Annotated in this window: 10 protein-coding genes and 1 riboswitch; of the genes, 8 read left to right on the top strand and 2 right to left on the bottom strand. The window is 67.0% G+C overall.

Annotated features, from left to right (window positions below; translation table 11 throughout):
• Positions 1 to 22 precede the first annotated feature (22 nt).
• The 8 genes from glyQ (at position 23) to AC5P5M_RS07480 (ending at position 16,275) form a co-directional block, all read left to right on the top strand.
• Entirely contained in the window at positions 23 to 934 is a 912-nt protein-coding gene (gene glyQ / locus AC5P5M_RS07515) for a glycine--tRNA ligase subunit alpha (protein WP_053517689.1), read from the top strand.
• Positions 935 to 1,018: 84 nt separating this feature from the next.
• Positions 1,019 to 3,094 carry a glycine--tRNA ligase subunit beta gene (glyS, locus tag AC5P5M_RS07510; RefSeq protein WP_495205711.1) on the top strand — a complete coding sequence of 692 codons (2,076 nt, stop codon included), beginning with the start codon at positions 1,019 to 1,021 and terminating at the stop codon, positions 3,092 to 3,094.
• Between the two features lie 176 nt (positions 3,095 to 3,270).
• Positions 3,271 to 5,067: an autotransporter assembly complex protein TamA gene (locus AC5P5M_RS07505; protein ID WP_053517726.1), complete on the top strand. Its 1,797-nt coding sequence runs from the start codon at positions 3,271 to 3,273 to the stop codon at positions 5,065 to 5,067.
• The gene (locus tag AC5P5M_RS07500) at positions 5,064 to 8,921 is read left to right on the top strand and encodes a translocation/assembly module TamB domain-containing protein (protein ID WP_495205710.1); all 3,858 of its coding nucleotides are present in this window, start codon (positions 5,064 to 5,066) and stop codon (positions 8,919 to 8,921) included. Before AC5P5M_RS07505 ends, AC5P5M_RS07500 begins: the two co-directional genes overlap by 4 nt.
• A gap of 115 nt (positions 8,922 to 9,036) precedes the next feature.
• Positions 9,037 to 11,184, top strand: coding sequence for a S46 family peptidase (locus AC5P5M_RS07495; RefSeq protein ID WP_495205709.1), 2,148 nt, complete (start codon positions 9,037 to 9,039; stop codon positions 11,182 to 11,184).
• 136 nt (positions 11,185 to 11,320) lie between these two features.
• Entirely contained in the window at positions 11,321 to 14,779 is a 3,459-nt protein-coding gene (locus AC5P5M_RS07490) for a hybrid sensor histidine kinase/response regulator (RefSeq protein ID WP_053517694.1), read from the top strand.
• A 138-nt stretch (positions 14,780 to 14,917) separates the two neighbouring features.
• Positions 14,918 to 15,007, top strand: a riboswitch (yybP-ykoY riboswitch).
• Positions 15,008 to 15,095: 88 nt separating this feature from the next.
• Positions 15,096 to 15,671 carry a manganese efflux pump MntP gene (locus AC5P5M_RS07485; protein WP_065174245.1) on the top strand — a complete coding sequence of 192 codons (576 nt, stop codon included), beginning with the start codon at positions 15,096 to 15,098 and terminating at the stop codon, positions 15,669 to 15,671.
• Positions 15,672 to 15,819: 148 nt separating this feature from the next.
• On the top strand, positions 15,820 to 16,275 hold the full coding sequence (locus tag AC5P5M_RS07480; RefSeq protein ID WP_495205708.1) for an REP-associated tyrosine transposase: 456 nt from the start codon (positions 15,820 to 15,822) through the stop codon (positions 16,273 to 16,275).
• An 89-nt stretch (positions 16,276 to 16,364) separates the two neighbouring features.
• On the opposite strand, the gene AC5P5M_RS07475 is transcribed toward AC5P5M_RS07480, so the two are convergent.
• On the bottom strand, positions 16,365 to 17,030 hold the full coding sequence (locus tag AC5P5M_RS07475; protein ID WP_005411662.1) for a response regulator transcription factor: 666 nt from the start codon (positions 17,028 to 17,030) through the stop codon (positions 16,365 to 16,367).
• A gap of 94 nt (positions 17,031 to 17,124) precedes the next feature.
• Entirely contained in the window at positions 17,125 to 19,068 is a 1,944-nt protein-coding gene (gene acs / locus AC5P5M_RS07470; protein WP_065181408.1) for an acetate--CoA ligase, read from the bottom strand.
• Positions 19,069 to 19,310 lie beyond the last annotated feature (242 nt).

Raw genomic sequence — 19,310 nt, 5'->3', positions numbered from 1 at the left:
TTGCCGGCCAAGAATCGTCCGCATGTCCGCGACCCCGACCGTTCCGATCACCTTCCAGGGCCTGATCCAGACCCTGAACCAGTTCTGGGCCCAGCAGGGCTGCGTGCTCATCCAGCCGCTCGACCTGGAGGTGGGCGCCGGTACGTTCCACCCGGCGACCTTCCTGCGTGCGATCGGTCCGGAAGGCTGGAACGCGGCCTACGTGCAGCCCTCGCGCCGTCCCACCGACGGCCGTTACGGCGAGAACCCGAACCGCCTGCAGCGCTATTACCAGTACCAGGTGGCGATGAAGCCGGCGCCGGACAACATCCAGCAGCTGTACCTGGATTCGCTGCAGGCGCTGGGCATCGACCCGCTGGTGCACGACCTGCGCTTCGTCGAGGACAACTGGGAGTCGCCGACCCTGGGTGCCTGGGGCCTGGGCTGGGAGGTCTGGCTCAACGGCATGGAAGTGACCCAGTTCACTTACTTCCAGCAGGCCGGTGGCCTGGAGTGCCGTCCGGTGCTGGGCGAGATCACCTATGGTCTCGAGCGCCTGTGCATGTACCTGCAGAACTGCGACAACGTCTACGACCTGGTGTGGACCTACGGGCCGGACGGACAGCCGGTGACCTACGGTGACGTCTATCACCAGAACGAAGTGGAGCAGAGCACCTACAACTTCGAGCATGCCGACGTGGAAGAGATGTTCCACCGCTTCGACGCCTGCGAGCGCGAGGCGCAGAAGCTGGTCGAAGTGGGCCTGCCGCTGCCGGCCTACGAGCAGGTGATGAAGGCCAGCCACACGTTCAACCTGCTGGATGCGCGCCGCGCCATCAGCGTGACCGAACGCCAACGCTACATCCTGCGCGTGCGTGCGCTGGCCCAGGCGGTGGCCCGGGCCTATTACGAGCAGCGCGAGAAGCTGGGCTTCCCGGGCGCGAAGAAAGCCTGACGGCCGCTCTCCCACCCTGCTTTTCATCACCCCCGGGGCGCCGGACGCGTTGCGCGCTGCGCCCCCCACCACAGGATCGAACCGATGAGCCAATTGTCCCCCCTGCTGATCGAACTGGGCACCGAGGAGTTGCCGGTCAAGGCGCTGCCGGGCCTGGCCCAGGCGTTTTTCGACGGTGTTGTCGAAGGCCTGCGCAAGCGCGGCATTGCACTGGACACGGGCGATGCACGTCCGCTGTCCACCCCGCGCCGGTTGGCCGTGCTGCTGCCGGGCGTCGGCCTGGAACAGCCGGAGCAGCACAGCGAAGTGCTGGGCCCGTACCTGAACATCGCGCTGGATGCAGAAGGCCAGCCGACCAAGGCGTTGCAGGGCTTCGCCGCCAAGGCCGGCATCGACTGGACCGCGCTGGAGAAGACCACCGACAACAAGGGCGAGCGTTTCGTGCATCGCGCGGTGACGCCGGGCGCCAGCACCGCCGATCTGCTGCCTGAGATCCTGCGCGAGGCCATCGCCGCCATGCCGATCCCCAAGCCGATGCGCTGGGGCGACCACCCGTGGGGCTTCGCGCGGCCGGTGCATTGGCTGGTGCTGCTGCACGGCAAGGACGTGGTCGCGGCCGAGTTGTTCGGCCTCAAGGCCGACCGCATGAGCCGTGGCCATCGCTTCCACCATGACAAGACCGTGTGGCTGACCCAGCCGCAGGACTACGTCGAATCGCTGCGCGCGGCCCATGTGCTGGTCGACCCGGCCGAGCGCCGCGCACGCATCGTCGCCGAGGTCGAAGCCGCCGCCGGCAAGGCTGGCGGCAGTGCGCGCATCACCGAGGACAACCTTGAGCAGGTGGTGAACCTGGTCGAGTGGCCCTCGGCAGTGCTGTGCAGCTTCGAGCGCGCCTTCCTGGCCGTGCCGCAGGAAGCGTTGATCGAAACGATGGAGATCAACCAGAAGTTCTTCCCGGTGCTGGATGACGCGGGCACGCTGACCGAGAAGTTCATCGGCATCGCCAACATCGAGTCGAAGGATGTGGCCGAAGTGGCCAAGGGCTACGAACGCGTGATCCGCCCGCGCTTCGCCGATGCCAAGTTCTTCTTCGATGAAGACCTGAAGCAGGGGCTGGCCGCGATGGGCGAGGGCCTGAAGACCGTGACCTACCAGGCCAAGCTGGGCAGCGTGGCGGACAAGGTCGCGCGCGTGGCGGCGCTGGCCGAAGCGGTTGCCGTGCAGGTGGGTGCCGATCCGGTGCAGGCCCGCCGCAGCGCGGAGCTGGCCAAGAACGACCTGCAGTCGCGCATGGTCAACGAGTTCCCGGAACTGCAGGGCATCGCCGGCCGCCATTACGCGGTGGCGGGCGGAGAATCGCCGGACGTGGCGCTGGCCCTCGACGAGGCGTACCAGCCGCGCTTCGGTGGCGATGACATCGCGCTGTCGCCGCTGGGCAAGGTGCTGGCCATCGCCGAGCGTGTGGACACACTGGCCGGCGGGTTCGCGGCGGGCCTGAAGCCGACCGGCAACAAGGATCCCTTTGCCCTGCGCCGCAACGCACTGGGCCTGGCCCGTACGATCATCGAGGGTGGCTTCGAGCTGGACCTGCGCGCGCTGCTGGCCAGCGCCAACCAGGGCCTGGCTGCGCGTGGCGTGCAGGCCGATGTGGGTGAGCTGTACGACTTCATCCTGGATCGCCTGAAGGGCTATTACGCCGACAAGGGCGTGCCGGCCACCCACTTCAACGCGGTTGCCGAACTGAAGCCGGCGTCGCTGTACGACTTCGATCGCCGCCTCGACGCGATCGGCACGTTTGCAGCGCTGCCCGAGGCCGAGGCCCTGGCCGCCGCGAACAAGCGCATCCGCAACATCCTCCGTAAGGCTGAAGGCGACATTCCGGGCCAGATCGACCCGTCGCTGCTGCAGGAGGAGGCCGAGCGCGCGCTGGCCGAAGCCGTCACCGCCGCCATCGACGACACGGGCGCCAGCCTGCATCAGAAGGACTACGTGGCCGTGCTGGCCCGCCTGGCCCGCCTGCGCCCGCAGGTCGATGCATTCTTCGATGGTGTGATGGTCAATGCCGAAGACCCCGCACTGCGCGGCAATCGCCTGGCGCTGCTGACCCTGCTGGGCGAGCGACTGGGCAAGGTCGCCGCGATCGAGCATCTGTCGAGCTGAGTGGTCACGCCGGGCCACGCCCGGCGAACGCGCGGTGTGGTGCTGGAAGAAGCCGCCGGGCATGGCCCGGCGTTACCGACATCATGCGGATGATGTCGGTAACGCGTATTTTGACCGCCACTTAACAACCGATGCCTGAAGGCGTGATGCATTTCGCATCGTCACGTTGGGTCGGTATGCTGTGCCGCATGCAGCCAAAGAAATACGCCCTGCCGCTGATGGTCCTGTCGCTGGTCGCCACCCCCGTGGCCCACGCGCGCGGCACCATCGACAAGGTGGACATCAAGGGATTGGACAAGGGCGACGACGCCGCGATCATCGAGAACATCCAGGAATCGCTCACGCTGTACGACACGATCGGCAAGGAGCAGGGTGAATCGCGGCTGGAGTACCTGCTGTCACAGGCCGAGCGGCAGACCCGGCAGGCGTTGGAGCCGTTCGGGTACTACAACCCGGTGATCACGGTGGAGGCGCCGCGCCAGGACGAGCATGTGCAGGTGCTGATCCACGTCGACAAGGGCACGCCGGTGACGGTGCGGCGCGAGCACATCGACATCACCGGCCCGGCCATGTACGACCAGTACCTGCAGGATGACCTGACCGCCTTCAAGCCGCGCAAGGGCCAGCGTTTCGAACATACCCAGTACGAAGCCAGCAAGATCACCATCACCCGCCGCCTGGCCGAGCGTGGCTACTTCGATGCCGATTACACCCAGCGCCAGGTACAGATCACCCGCGCCGACAACGCCGCGGACATCGACCTGACCTGGGACAGCGGCCGCCGCTACAACATGGGCCCGGTCCGGTTCGAGCAGGATTACTTCGTCGACAAGCTGTTCGATCCGCTGGTGTACTGGGAACAGGGCAGCTACTACCACGAAGGCAAGCTGGACCGGCTGCGCGAGTCGCTGACCAAGCTCGACTACTTCAGCGTGATCGACATCCAGCCGCGGCCGGACCAGGCCGACGACAATGGTGAGGTGCCGGTCGACGTCAAGCTGACCCGTGCCAAGCGCACGATCTACACCGCGGGCCTGAGCTACGGCAGCGAGAGTGGTCCCGGTGTACGCGGCGGTGTCGAGCGGCGGTTCCTCAACAACCGCGGCCACAAGATGAACACCCAGCTGGACTATGCGCAGAAGCGCAAGAGCCTGGTGACCAGCTACCGGATTCCCGCGTTCGCCTGGCTTGATGGCTGGTATACCTTCGCCGCCAGCGCCTACGACGAGCAGACCGACTACATCGACCTGCGCAACTTCAAGCTGATCGCCAGCCGCAGCGGCGAGATCAACGAATACTGGACCGCGATCGCGTCGGTCAACGCGCTGCGCGAGCGCTGGCGCTATGCATCGGGTACCGAGTTCACCGACGCGGTCTACAACACCTCCACGCTGGTCTATCCGCAGCTGGTGGCCGACTACGTCAATGTCGATGACGAGATGTTCCCGCGCAAAGGCATCAGCGGCACGGCCACCGTGCGCGCGGGCGTTGAAGGCGCCGGCTCCGATACCAGCTTCGTGCAGGCCAATGCCGTGCTTCGCTGGTACGTTCCGGTGGGCGAAAGCAACCGCCTGATCCTGCGTGGCGAGGGGGGCACCACCTGGACCAGCGATCTGGTGGCGATGCCACCCAGCCTGCGCTACTTCGCTGGCGGTGACCGCAGCATCCGTGGCTATGCCTACCGCGAGGTGGGCCCGCGCACGCCCGCGCCGGACAAGTACGCGCTGGGTGCCAAGAACCTGGTGATCGGCTCGGCCGAGTACGAGCACTACTTCAACGGTGGCCCCTGGGGTGCGGCGGTGTTCGTCGACACCGGCAGTGCCTTCGACAACACCATCGACCTGCATACCGGTGTGGGCTTCGGCGTGCGCTGGAAGTCGCCGGTGGGCCCGGTGCGCATCGACGTGGCCCACGGCCTGAACAACCCGGATTCGCAGTTCCAGCTGTATCTGAACATCGGAGCGGACCTGTGAGCACGCCCGCACAGACCCCGGGAACACCGCCGCCGCGCGTGCGCTTCTATCGCCGCCGCCGCTTCTGGGCATGGTCTGGCGTGGGCGTGCTGGGTCTGGTCCTGCTCGGCCTGCTGCTGCTGTACTGGCTGCTGCAGACCGTGGCCGGCCGTGACGTGCTGCTGGCGCAGGTGGTCGCGCGCCTGCCGGTGGGTGCCAGCTTCACCTGGGACAAGGTGGACGGACCGGTGGCCGGCCCGCTGACGCTCTACAACGTCGACTTCCGCTATGACGACATCCACTTCCATGCCGAGCGCGCGTACCTGGAGCCGGACCTGCGCCCGCTGCTGGGCCGCAAACTGCTGCTCGACAGGCTGGAACTGACCAATGCCTCGCTGAACCTGGCCAAGAGCGAGGAGCCGTTCAAGCTGCCGTCGTGGCCGGACTCGCTGCCGCAGATCGAGATGCCGCTGGCCATCCAGGCCGACGCCATCGCCATCGACGGTTTCCGGGTGACCCAGGCCGGTGAACCGGTGATCGACATCAGCCGCGTGCGCGGCGGGGTGGAAATCGCCAACGGCGAATTCCAGGCGCGCGCGCTGGTCGTGGACAGCGATATGGGCAACTTCACCGCCCAGGGCCGCTACATCCCGGCCAAGGACTACGACACCGACGTGACCGTCACCGCGGTGCTGCCGGCGCCGCGTGGACGCACGGCCGCCACGCTCGGCCTGGTTGCACGGGGCAATCTGGCGCACATGGAAGTGGCCGTGGCCGGGCGCGCGCCCAAACCGCTGCATGCGATGCTGGTGTTTGACGGGCGGACCGATCCGAGCTGGAGCGCGACCGTGCGCAGCGACGAACTGGACCCGGCTCTGCTGTCGCCAGCGCTCGCGGGTTCGGCCATCGCGCCACTCGCGCTGGATTTCAGCGCCACCGGCAAGGGCGGCAACGCCCAGCTGCGCGGCACGGTGAAGCAGGGCGAGCAGGCGCTGGAGCTGGCGCCCTCGGTCATCTCGCTGCAGGACCAGGTGCTGAAGGTCTCGCCGCTGGTGGTGAAGGGACTGGGGGGCGAGGCACGCCTGGAAGGTACCGCTGATTTCAGCCAGGAAGACCAGCAGAAACTCGATTTCTCGGTCATCGCCCATGATCTGACCTGGGTGCCGGCGGAGGATCCGAACACCGCCGGTGGTCCGCCCGTACCGGTGACACTGAAGGAAGCCCGCTTCGGCCTGGCAGGGACGCTGAAGGCATGGGCTGCGATCGGTCGTGCCGACGTGGAGCGTGAGCAGCAGAAGGCGCAGCTGCGTTTCGACGTGCGCGGCAACGACCAGGCGGCCTCGATCCGCGAGCTGCAGGCGCAGACGCCCGGCGGGCAGTTGCAGGTGGAGGGCCAGGTGGCATGGGCACCGCAGCTGGACTGGGATGCCAAGGCCACATTGAAGGACTTCGACCCGGGCTATTTCGTGCCTGGATGGAATGGCCGGCTGTCGGGCAATTTGGCGTCCAAGGGCCGCCAGCTGCCGCCGCCGGCAAATGCCCCGCCGGGTACTGCCGGCACGCTGGAAGCCACGGTCGATCTGCCGTCGCTGAAGGGCGTGCTGCGTCAGCGCAACCTCGATGCGCAGGGCAAGTTCGCGCTGCAGGGCGAACAGGGCCAGGGCGAGCTGAAGCTGGCCGTCGGCAGCAGCCGGGTCACCGCCTCGGGCAAGGTGGGCGACCGCCTGGACATCGACGCACGTTTCGAACCGCTGCAGCTGAGCGACCTGCTGCCTGGCGCCGATGGCGGCCTGCGCGGGCAGGTACAGGTGACCGGCCCGCGTGACGCACCGGACATCACCGCGGACCTGGTCGGCAACAACCTCAACTGGGATGGCTATGGCGCCGAGAGCCTGAGCCTCAAGGGGCGACTGCCGTGGCGTGGCGACAGCGGCACGCTGGCCGTGCAGGGACAGCAGGTCAACGCCGGCATGCTGCTGGAACGGTTGAACATCGATGCGCAGGGCAGCGTGTCGAACCTGCGCCTGGCGGCACAGACCCGCAACGAACTGGGCGCGATCGACCTGCAGGGCAGCGTGCGCCAGCAGGGCCAGCAATGGCGGGGCGAACTGGCTTCGCTGCGTATCGCACCGGTGAAGGGCGATGCCTGGGCGCTGCGCGCGCCGGCCGCCTTCGCCATCAACAATGGCAGCTACACGCTGGCCGAGGCCTGCCTGGCTGCCGCCAGCAGCGGGGCGCTCTGTGCGCAGGCGAACTGGCCGCGCGAGGGCCTGGTGGTGCGCGGCGATGCGTTGCCGCTGGCACTGGTGCAGCCGTGGCTGCCGCCGCAGTCCGGACGTCGCATCTACCTGCGCGGCGAGCTCGGTCTGGATGCGCAGATCCGGCCGCGCGGCAATGCGTGGGAAGGACACGTCGAAGTGCGTTCGCTGGAGGGCGGGGTGCGCCTGGGCGAGAACCGCAACGTCGGTGGCGACAGCACCCGGGGCGAACTGGTGCGTTATGACCAGTTCTCGCTGAAGCTGGACATGACCCCGGCCAGCATCAAGGGCTATCTGGGCATGGGCTTCCAGGGCAACGGCTTCGTCGATGCCAGGATGCAGACCGGCTGGGAAGCCAGCGCGCCGTTGAACGGTGAGCTCTACCTCAACATGTCACGGCTGTACTGGCTGGAGTTGTTCTCGCCGGACATCGTGCGCCCGACCGGCCTGATCGAGGGCCACGTCAGCCTGCGCGGTACCCGTGGCCAGCCGTCGCTGGGCGGCGACGCGCAGCTGAGCAATTTCAAGGGCGAATTCCCCGCGCTGGGGCTGACGTTCGACCAGGGCAAGGGCAGCTTCGTCGCCCAGCCCGACGGCTCGGCCAAGATCACCGCGCAGGCCAACTCGGGCCAGGGCACGCTGTATGTCGATGGCGGCCTGTCCTGGTTCGGTGATGCGCAGCCGCTGCAGCTGAAGATCCACGGCGAGAACGTGCTGGTGTCCAATACCAGCGAACTGCGCATCGTCGCCAACCCCAATCTGGACTTCACCCTGGCCAAGGCCGCGATGGAGCTGCGTGGCACCGTGCATGTGCCGGAGGCGGACATCGATCTTGAGCGGCTGGATCGCGGGACGTCGGTTTCCGAGGACGTGGTGGTGCTGGACCCGGCCGATCCGGAGGAATCGCGCACCTCGCCGCTGGACATGGACCTGACCGTCAGCCTGGGCGACAAGGTGAAGATGACCGGCTTCGGCCTGAAGGGCGCGCTGACCGGCAAGATGCAGGTCTGGGCCAAGCCCGGTCGCGAGATGACCGCCAATGGCGGGCTGGAGGTCAGTGGCCGCTACAAGGCCTATGGCCAGGACCTGACCATCACCCGCGGCAACCTCAACTGGAACTACAACGCCGTATCCGACCCGCGCATCAACATCCGTGCCGAGCGCCGGATCGGTGATGTCACCGCTGGCATCGACGTGACCGGCCGTGCACAGCAGCCGCGTGCGGACGTGTGGTCCGACCCGGCGATGTCGCAGTCCGAAGCGCTGGCCTATCTGGTGCTGGGCCGCAGCCTCACCGGTGCCAGCAGCGACCAGGCCCAGCAGGTCAATGCAGCCTCGGCCGCACTGTCGGCCGGCAGCGGCCTGCTGGCGTCGCAGCTGGGGGCCAAGCTGGGCCTGGACGATGCGGGCGTGAGCCAGTCGCGCGCGCTGGGCGGATCGGTGATCGGCGTGGGCAAGTACATCTCGCCCAAGCTGTATGTGGGCTATGGCGTATCGCTGGTCGGCGCCGGTTCGGTGATCACCCTGAAGTATCTGCTGCGCCGCGGTTTCGACGTGGAAGTGGAGTCGAGCACGGTGGAAAACCGCGGCTCGATCAACTGGCGGCGGGAGAAGTAACCCGCCGCCATCGACCGGTAGCGCCGGGCCGCGCCCGGCCCCCAACCATCGGCCGTTGCCCCTGCCGGCCCCAGCGGCTATGGTCCCGGGCTGTTCTGTCGTACCGGATCGCCTCATGTCGCCACGCAAAACCCTTCCTGCCGCCCTGGCCCTGGGCCTCACCCTCGCTGCGGGCGCCCATGCCGATGAAGGCATGTGGATGCCGACCCAGCTGCCGGAGCTGGCCAAGCCGCTGCGCGCAGCGGGCTTCATGGGCGATCCGGCCGACCTGGCCAACGTCACCGCACCACCGCTGAGCGCCGTGGTGCGGGCCGGAGGCGGCACCGGTTCGTTCGTTTCCGCCGACGGACTGCTGTTGACCAACCACCATGTGGCGATGGGCGTGATCCAGTACAACAGTTCGCCCGAGCACAACCTGATCGACAACGGCTTCATCGCCCAGGGGCGCGCCGACGAGCGGCCGGCCAATCCGGACTTCCGTGTGCTGGTCACCGTCGGCTTCGACAAGGTGACCGATCAGGTGCTGGCCAATGCCCGTGGCAAAACCGGCCGTGCGTACTTCGATGCGGTCGATGCGGCCAGCAAGCAGATCGTGGCGGAGTGCGAGAAGAACGGCACCGTGCGCTGCTCGGTGGCCAACATGTACTACGGCACCGATTTCTATCGCATTGCCCAGCTGGAACTGAGCGATGTGCGCCTGGTCTACGCGCCGCCGCGTGCGATCGGCAACTATGGCGACGAGATCGACAATTTCATGTGGCCGCGCCATACCGGCGATTTCACTCTGCTGCGTGCCTATGTCGGCAAGGATGGCAAGCCGGCCGCGTACAGCAAGGACAACGTGCCGTATCAGCCACCGGCGCACCTGAAGATGTCCGTTGAAGGTCCGAAGGAGGGCGATTACGCGATGCTGGCCGGTTACCCGGGCATCACCTACCGCCACCGCACCGCGGCCGAGTTCGCCAGCCAGGTCGATGCGGTGTTGCCGCGCCGGGTATCGGTGTTCCAGCAGATGATCGACACCATCGAGGTGGCAACTGCCAAGGACGCGCAGGCGCGTACCCGTTACGCTTCGCAGCTGCAGTCGCTGAAGAACAACCGCAAGCGCGCCGCCGGTGAGCTGGAAGGCCTGCTGCGCAGCGATGCCAAGGCGCAGCGCGCTGCCGACGAGTCGGCCATGCTGGCGGCCACCGACCGCCGGTACCGGAGTGACATCCAGGCGTTGCTGGCCAATCTCTCGCAGGGTGCGGCGGTGGGTGAGCGCGACCTGCTGCTGGAGCAGATGGCCAACCAGAGCCAGCTGCTGCGCTCGGCGCTGCTGCTGGAACGCCTGCGCATCGAGTCGGCCAAGCCGGATGCACAGCGCGAAAGCGGTTACCAGCAGCGCGACCAGGCGATGATCGAGGGCGTACTCAAGCAGGTGCAGCGTCGGTATGCAGCGGAGGTCGAAAAGGCGCTGCTGACCCCCCTGCTTACGCGATACCAGCAGTTGCCGGACGCGCAGCGCGTGGCCGAGTTCGATGCCGCCTTCGGCCGCACCCCGGCGCAGCTGGCGCAGGCGCTGGACACGCTTTACGCCAGCACCCGGCTGGGCGACGAGGCGCAGCGTCTCTCGCGCTTCGCCGCTGCGCGCGATGGCAAGGCCCTGGCACCCGATCCGCTGATCGCAGTGGCCGGCCCGCTGGTGGCGGCGCAGCTGCGCATCGAGAACGAGAGCAAGACCCGCGAAGGCGAGCAGCTGCGCCTGCGCCCGGGCTACATGCAGGCGCTGTTCGCCTGGCGTGCCAAGCAGGGCCGCGCGGTGTACCCGGATGCCAACCGTACCCTGCGCATCAGCTACGGCAAGGTCGAGGCACTGCACCCGCGTGACGGCGTGACCTACTCGCCGGTGACCACGGTGGCCGGTATCGTCGAGAAGAACACCAACGCCTATCCCTTCGATGCGCCGGCTCCGCTGCTGGCCGCCGTCGCCAAGGGTGATTTCGGCAGCACGGCCGATCCGGCCCTGAAGACACAGACCGTCAACTTCCTGACCAACCTCGATACCACCGGCGGCAACTCGGGATCGCCCGTGCTCAATGCCAAGGGTGAACTGATTGGCCTGAACTTCGACAGCAACTGGGAATCGGTCAGTGCCAGCTGGTGGTTCGATCCGCGCTACAAGCGCGCCGTGCACGTGGACATGCGCTATCTGCGCTGGCTGCTGGCCAAGGTCTACCCGGCGCCGGAACTGTTGAAGGAAATGGGCGTTCCGGCCCAGTAAGACGCCGGCCACGACCCCGGTCGTGGCCCGCACCGCGTAGGCCCCCCACGCCGGTGGGGGGGTGTTGCCCCCAACGAGCCCGTACGTCTGGCCGCCTCTGGCCTACACTGCGGGTTCCTCTGACGGAAACGCGCGCGTGGTCTCCAGCTGGATCCTTCTGCTGGTCTCGGTTGCCTATGCCGCACTGCTGTTCGGCGTGGCATGGTGGGGCGACCGTCGGCCGATGTACCCGGACCGGCCCTGGCTGCGGCCGGTGGTCTACAGCCTGGCGCTGGCCGTGTACTGCTCGTCCTGGACCTTCTATGGCGCGGTGGGCACCGCCGTGCGCAACGGTATCGGCTACCTGCCGATCTACATCGGGCCGCTGCTGCTGCTGCTGTTCGGCTGGCGCATCATCGAGCGCCTGGCCCTGATCGCCCGCAGCCAGAACGTGGTGTCCATCGCCGATTTCATCTCCTCGCGCTTCGGCCGCTCGCGGCGCCTGGCCGCGCTGGTGGCGATCATCGCCCTGATCGGCATCGTTCCCTACCTGGCCCTGCAGTACAAAGCGGTGGCGATGAGCCTGCAGGTGCTGACCGGCAACACCGGCCCGACCGGCTTCTTCAGCGATCCCGCACTGTATGTCGCCCTGCTGATGGCCCTGTTCGCCACGCTGTTCGGCACGCGCCAGGTGGATGCCACCGAGCATCACCACGGCATGATGCTGGCGATCGCGCTGGAATCGGTGATCAAGCTGCTGGCGATGCTCGCCGTTGGCGTATTCGCCTATGTGTGGCTGACCGACCGCACCGATGCGGTGGTCGAGTCGGTGCATACGCTGTTCACCGGTTTGCCGCCGGTGGGATTCATTTCGCAGACCCTGCTCAGTTTCCTCGCCATTGTCTGCCTGCCGCGCCAGTTCCATGTCGCGGTGGTGGAATGTGGCGATGTACGCGACGTGCGCCGCGCACGCTGGATGTTCGGTGGTTACCTGGTGCTGATCTCGGCGATGGTGCTGCCCATCGCCACCGCGGGCGTCACGTTGTTCGGCACCGGCGGCAGCGTCGCCGACGATGCGATGGTGCTGGCGCTGCCGCTGGCCGAAGGCCGCAACGCACTGGCGCTGGTCGCCTATGTGGGTGGCTTCTCTGCGGCCACCGGCATGGTCATCGTCTCATCCATCGCGCTGGCCACCATGGTCAGCAATGATCTGGTGATGCCGGTGCTGCTGCGCCGCAGTGGCGATCACCAGGAAGCAGCCGACGTGGCCTCGCGCGTGCTGTGGATCCGCCGCCTGGCGATCCTGCTGCTCGCGCTGATGGCGTACAGCTACTACCGCAGCAGCAGCAACGACAGCACCCTGGCGTCCTACGGCCTGATGGCGTTCGCCGCGGTAGCGCAGTTCGCACCTGGCCTGATCGGCGGCCTGTACTGGCGTGGCGCCAGCCGCCGCGGCGTGGAAACCGGCATGCTGCTCGGCTTCGCCACCTGGCTCTATACCCTGTTGCTGCCGGCGATGACCATGGCGGGATGGGTCGACGCCGGCTGGGTCCAGCAGGGTCCGTTCGGCATCGAATGGCTGCGCCCGCAGCAGCTGTTCGGCATGACCGGCTGGGATCCGCTGACCCACGGTACCTTCTGGTCGTTGCTGGTCAATGCAGCAACGATGATGCTGGTGTCCGCACGCTGGCGGCCGGGGGTGGACGAGCGACTGCGTGCTGCGCCCTTCCTCGATCCGTACGCCGAGCGCCCCTCGGTCGCCGGCGGTTGGCCGGGCCACGTGCATGTGGGCGACCTGCTGGCGCTGGCCTCGCGCGTGGTGGGCGAGCGCCATGCGCGGCGTTCGTTCTTCGAGCAGGCGCAGTCGCTGGGCCGCGAACTGCAGTCTTCCGCGCCGGCCGACCGGCCCTGGGTGCAGTTCACCGAGCGCCTGCTGGCCGCGTCGATCGGTGCCGCCTCCGCGCGCCTGCTCCTGACCAGCCTGCTGCGCGGTTCCGGCATGGACCTGGGTGAGGTGGTGGCGGTGTTGGACGAAGCCGGGCAGGAACTGCGCTTCAACCGCGAGATCCTGTCCACCACGCTGGAGAACATCAGTGCAGGTGTCAGCGTGGTCGATCCGGACATGCGCCTGACGGCGTGGAACCGCCGCTACCAGGACATGTTCGGCTACCCCGACGGCATGCTGTACGTGGGCCGCCCGGTGGCCGACCTGATCCGCTACAACGCCGAACGGGGCGAGCTGGGCGAGGGCGACATCGAGGTGCAGATCAACCGCCGCATCGGCTACATGCGCGCCGGCTCACCGCATGTGTTCGAGCGCACGCGCAGCGATGGCAAGGTGATCGAGATGCGTGGCCAGGCCTTGCCTGGCGGCGGCTATGTGACCAGCTACAACGACATCACCGATTACAAGCACGCCGAGAAGGCGCTGCTGGAAGCCAACGAAACGCTGGAACAGCGCGTCGCCGAGCGCTCCCACGAAGCTGAAGCCGCCCAGCAGTCGAAGACCCGCTTCCTGGCCGCGATCAGCCACGACGTGCTGCAGCCGCTCAATGCCGCGCGCCTGTTCGCTTCGGCGCTGCGTGACAGCGTCCATGTGAGCGACGAGCAGAAGCATCTGGCCGAGCGCGTGGATGCCTCGCTGCGCGCGGCGGAGGAGCTGCTGGATGGCCTGCTGGACGTATCGCGGCTGGATGCAGGTGGGTTGCATCCGGTCATTGGCGAGTTCGACGTCAGCGCGCTGATGCGCGAGCTGGCCGCACAGTACACGCCGGTTGCCGCCGGCCGTGGCCTGCGCCTGGATCTGTTCGCGCGCCCGGCATGGGTGCGCAGCGACCGGCGCCTGCTGCGGCGTGTGCTGCAGAACTTCCTGGCCAACGCGCTGCGCTATACACGGCAGGGCCGCATCGTGCTGGCCGTGCGCCATCGGGGCGAGGAAGTGGAACTGCAGGTGTGGGATACCGGCCCCGGCATCCCGGAGCATCACATGCGGCAGATCTTCGATGAGTTCCATCGCTACCAGCAGCCCTTCGACTGGGGCGAGCAGGGCCTGGGTCTGGGCCTGTCGATCTGCCAGCGCATCTCGCGCCTGCTGGACCATCGGCTCAACGCACGCAGCCGCGTCGGCAGCGGGTCGATGTTCTCGATCATCCTGCCTCGCGTGGCGCCTCTGCCGGGCTACACCGAGCCTGCCACGGCGGTCCAGGTGGCCGCCACGCCGGTGCGCAGCGATTCGCTGGCCGGCCTGCGCGTGCTGTGCGTGGACAATGACGAGGAAATCCTCGACGGCATGCGTGCGCTGCTGGGTCGCTGGCAGGTGCAGGTGATCACCGCCGCCACCGTCGATCAGGCGCTGGAAAAGATTGCCGAGCGCCCGCAGGTGATGCTGGTGGATTACCACCTGCATGACCGCATGGATGGCCTGGACGCGCTGGTGGCACTGCGCGAGGCGGCAGGATATCCGCTGCCCGGTGCCCTGCTCACTGCCGATGGTCGCGATGAGCTGAAGCGGATGGCGCGCGAGCGGGGTTATCGGGTGCTGACCAAGCCGATCAAGCCGGCCTCGCTGCGCGCCTTCCTCGGCGCGCTGCGCGACGCCGGCAGCAACGAAGCCTGATGGCAACTGTAGAGCCGAGCCCATGCTCGGCTCCGCGCGCAGTGCGGTGCTGATATAGCCATCGCTATACAAACCAGCCCTGCCTGCGCGTTTCACCCGAAATGTGCCAGGCGCGAATCGCGATGCTAAGCTTCGCGTCCCCTTGGGGAGTAGCCGGATTCCTACGCAGGAATCGTCCACGTCAACATACTCGGCCAGTGCGCCGTGGCGTGGACAACCATGATGGTTGGCGAGACCAGCGGCCCGCGCGCGCAACGTCAGGTTGGGCGCGAGCGCAGGCCGTGCGTCCGTCCAAGCCCGACCTCAGCAGCCACACATGTCCCCCATTTCGATCCTCCTGATCGGCTTTGCCATGTCCACCGATGCCTTCGCCGCGGCGATTGGCAAGGGCGCGGCGATGCGCAAGCCGGTGTTCCGCGATGCACTGCGTGCCGGCATCATCTTCGGCGTCATCGAGGCGATCACGCCCATCATCGGCTGGTTGCTCGGCCGTGCCGCCCTGCAGTACGTCGAAGCCTTCGATCATTGGATCGCCTTCGGCCTGCTCGGCGCGCTGGGCATCCACATGATTTACAACGGCCTGCGTACGGATGATGGTGAAGAAGATGAAGACCCTTCGCAGCACCACGGCTTCTGGAAGCTGGCGCTGACGGGATTCGCCACCAGCATCGATGCGATGGCGGTGGGTATCGGCCTGGCGTTCATGGATGTCCATATCGGCGTGATGGCGGCGGTCATCGGCCTGTGCACGCTCACAATGGTCACCGTCGGCATCATGCTCGGCCGCGTGCTGGGCAGCATGGTTGGCAAGCGTGCCGAGATCATTGGCGGCGCGATCCTGGTGATCATCGGCGCGACGATCCTGTACGAACACCTGCGCGGCGTGGGCTGAGCAGGGGCTACCTGTAGAGCCGAGCCCGTGCTCGGCTGGCGTATGAAGCAGCCGAGCGTGGGCTCGGCTCTACGTCAGGGTGTTGGCTGACAGGCAATGCGGTGTTGCACTGATGGAGAGGCTGTCATGCGTGCCATAGCCTCTTCGCATGGCCAGTCCCGCACTTCGTTATGGTCGTTGGTCGCATACCGGCAATGTCTATGCGCTTACCACGGTAACGCATGCGCGTCGTCCCTGGTTCATAGACAAGGCCAACGTTGAGCTGCTGATCGAAGCCCTGCGCACGGTAGAGCGGACCGGTCGTACCTTCTCCCTGGGCTGGGTGATCATGCCCGACCACCTGCATTGGTTGATGGAGTTGCGTACCGGCACGCTGGCCGGCTGCATGCAGATCCTGAAGTCCAGGAGTGGAAGATCCATCGCCACGCGCGCTGATGCGAACGTGCCGATCTGGCAGCCAGGGTACTACGACCATGCGTTGCGCAGTGACGAATGCCTGCACACGCAGGCGAGATACATTGCGGCCAATCCCGTGCGTGCAGGGTTGGCTACCCGTATCGCGGAGTACCCCTATGCCTGGAGTCGATGGCTGCTTGAGGCATGATTGGCATTGAGGCGAAGAGCAGCCGAGCGTGGGCTCGGCTCTACGAGGGCATCACAAGACCCCGTGCTCGGCTCCGCAGCCCGGCACGATCAGTCTTCTTCCGGCGGCAGCACGATCGCGTCGTCGTCGATGGCCAGCTTGCCAGCCATCAGCACCGCCTGGGTGCGGTTGGTCACGCCCAGCTTGCGCAGGATCGCGGTCACATGTGCCTTGATGGTTGCTTCGGAGACGTTGAGGTCGTAGGCGATCTGCTTGTTCAGGCGGCCGGCGCCCAGCATCTGCAGCACGCGGAACTGCTGCGGCGTCAGCTCGCGCAGGCGCTGGCCGACCTCGCGTTCCTCGCGCTCGGTGGGTGGCACGTTGTGTGCCTCCGGCGGGGCCCACGTCTCGCCGTCGAGGATGGTGCCCAGCGCATGACCGATGGTGTCCGAGTCGGCGGACTTGGGAATGAAGCCCAGCGCACCGTGATCGAGCGCACGGCGCATCACCGTGGCCTCCTCCCGCGCGGAGACGACCACCACCGGCAGGTGAGGATGCAGCGAGCGCATGTGCACCAGTGCGTTGAAACCCTGTGCACCCGGCATGTTGAGGTCCATCAGGACCAGGTCGGCATCGTTGTGCTGGTCGGCAAGCGCATACAGCGCTTCCACGCTGTCAGCCTCGAACAGCTGCACGCCGGGGATGACCCGCTGTACGGCCCCACGCAGGGCTTCGCGGAACAGCGGGTGGTCATCTGCAATCAGGAGGGTGGTCATGGTCGGGGGGAACCGTGGGGAAACTGTTCGGGGGCCAGGCCCCTGGGGTCAGAGCCCTTTCCCTGCGGAAAGGGGTCCGACCCCGGGTCGTACGTCAGCGTACCTTGCGTTCGTCCACCAGTGACGCCACCACCGACGGATCGGCCAGGGTCGAGGTGTCGCCGAGCTGGTCCGGCGCGTTTTCAGCAATCTTGCGCAGGATGCGGCGCATGATCTTGCCCGAGCGGGTCTTCGGCAGGCCCGGTGCCCACTGAAGGTGGTCCGGGGTGGCGATCGGCCCGATTTCCTTGCGCACCCATGCGATCAGCTCCTTGTGCAGCTCTTCGCTCGGCGCTTCCTCGGCCACCAGGGTGACGTAGGCATAGATGCCCTGGCCCTTCACGTCGTGCGGGAAGCCGACGACGGCGGCTTCTGCCACCTTCGGGTGCGAGACCAGCGCGCTTTCGACCTCGGCGGTGCCGATGCGGTGGCCGGACACGTTGATCACATCGTCCACGCGGCCGGTGATCCAGTAGTAGCCGTCTTCGTCGCGGCGGCAACCGTCGCCGGTGAAGTAGCTGCCCGGATACGTGCGGAAATAGGTGTCGATGAAGCGCTGGTGGTCGCCGTACACCGTGCGCATCTGGCCCGGCCAGGAATCACGGATGATCAGATTGCCTTCGGTCGGGCCGTCCTGGATCTCGCCATCGGCATTCACCAGCGCCGGCTGTACGCCGAAGAAGGGCAGGGTGGCCGACCCCGGCTTGAGGTCCATCGCACCGGCCAGCGGCGAAATCAGGATGCCGCCGGTCTCGGTCTGCCACCAGGTATCGACGATCGGGCAGCGGCTGTCGCCGACCACCTCGTAGTACCAGCGCCAGGCCTCGGGATTGATCGGCTCGCCGACGCTGCCGAGCAGGCGCAGCGAGGCGCGCGAGGTCTTCTTCACCGGCTCCTCGCCTTCGCGCATCAGTGCACGGATGGCGGTCGGGGCGGTGTAGAAGATCGACACCTTGTGCTTGTCGATGACGTTCCAGAAACGCGAGGTGTCCGGGTAGTTCGGCACGCCTTCGAACATCAGCGAGGTCGCGCCGTTGGCCAGCGGGCCGTACACGATGTAGCTGTGGCCGGTGACCCAGCCGACGTCGGCGGTGCACCAGTAGATGTCGTCCTCGCGCAGGTCGAACACCGCTTCGTGGGTGTATGCCGCGTACAGCAGATAACCGCCGGTGGTGTGGAGCACGCCCTTCGGCTTGCCGGTGGAACCGGACGTGTAGAGGATGAACAGCGGATCCTCGGCGTTCATGCGCTCCGGCTCGCAGGTGGATGGCTGGCTGTCCACGACGTCATGGAACCAGCGGTCGCGCGGGGCCTGCATGTCCACCGCGCCGCCGGTGTGGCGCACCACCAGCACGGTCTCCACGGTGTTGGTGCCCGGCAGTTTCAGGGCTGCATCGACGTTGGCCTTCAGCGGAACCTTGCGGCCACCGCGCAGGCCCTCGTCGGCGGTGATGATGAGCTTGCTCTGGCAGTCGCTGACACGATCGGCGATCGAGTTCGGCGCGAAGCCACCGAACACCACCGAGTGGATCGCACCGATGCGCGCGCAGGCCAGCATGGCCACGGCAGCATCGACGATCATCGGCAGGTAGATGGTGACCCGGTCACCCTTGCCGACGCCCAGGTTGCGCAGCGCATTGCCGAGCCGGCAGGTGCGCTCGTACAGCTCGCGATAGGTCACGTGCTGGGCCGGTGCGTCCGGGCTGTCCGGCTCGAACAGCAGGGCGGTCTTGTCGCCACGGCTGTCCAGCTGGCGGTCAAGGCAGTTGACGCTGGCGTTGAGCTCGCCGTCCTCGAACCACTTGATGTGGAAGTCGGCCAGGTCGTAGCTGACGTTCTTGATCTTCGTCGGCGTGCGCATCCATTGCAGGCGCTCGGCGGCCTTGCCCCAGAAACCCTCCGGGTCGGTCACAGAAGCCTGGTACTGCTGTTGGTAGGACGTCTTGTCGATGCGTGCCTTGGCGGCGAACTGCGGATCGACGGGGTAGATATCAGCCATGGCACCCTCACTTGCACGTTGACTTTGTATGTGCGGTCGCAGCATCGCAACGACCGATCCCCCTCAGTTTGCCCCATCCACCCCCGGCCGCGTCACCACTGTGCTTAGACCATGGTCGAAAGTGGGCGCCCTGCGGGCCCGGCTTCGACCAATGGCGAATAGCCGGTGCGCGCATGTGCCCCGCAGTCTCGGCTCGACCGTGCCCCACGCGCGGCATCACCTTGCCACTTGGGAGAGAGGGC

This window comes from Stenotrophomonas sp. YJH_SMC_106-19 (assembly GCF_059368375.1).
The sequence above is the reverse complement of the archived record's forward strand: the minus strand, read 5'-3'. Positions and strand labels throughout refer to the sequence as shown.